This window comes from Halococcus salifodinae DSM 8989, from assembly GCF_000336935.1.
Taxonomy (GTDB): Archaea; Halobacteriota; Halobacteria; order Halobacteriales; family Halococcaceae; genus Halococcus; species Halococcus salifodinae.
On the sequence record NZ_AOME01000042.1, the window covers coordinates 1 to 245 of the forward strand.

The 245-nt window shown below is 62.0% G+C and carries 1 protein-coding gene; it reads right to left on the reverse strand.

Annotated features, from left to right (window positions below; all coding sequences use genetic code 11):
- On the reverse strand, positions 1-245 hold a 245-nt coding region (locus C450_RS22040), incomplete at both ends, for a hypothetical protein (RefSeq protein WP_005041739.1).

Consider the following 245-nt stretch of genomic DNA (forward strand, 5'->3'; position numbering starts at 1 on the left):
CTGCGGGACAAACGGCAGCTCGCACAGAGCGTGCAGATGGACGTGGTAGCGCTCCGAATCCTGCTGCTTGATGTCGATTCCGTACAACCCACCCGGAATCACCTCCGAAAACGGGATTCCCTTCCCCTGATCCACGTACCGCTTCTGGAGGTAGCGCGCCAGATCATGCTTTCCTGCCGCGCACAGCGCGCTCTTCCAGTAGAAGTCCGCTGGCTCGCCCCCGTCGTCGGCCTGCTTCCATACCC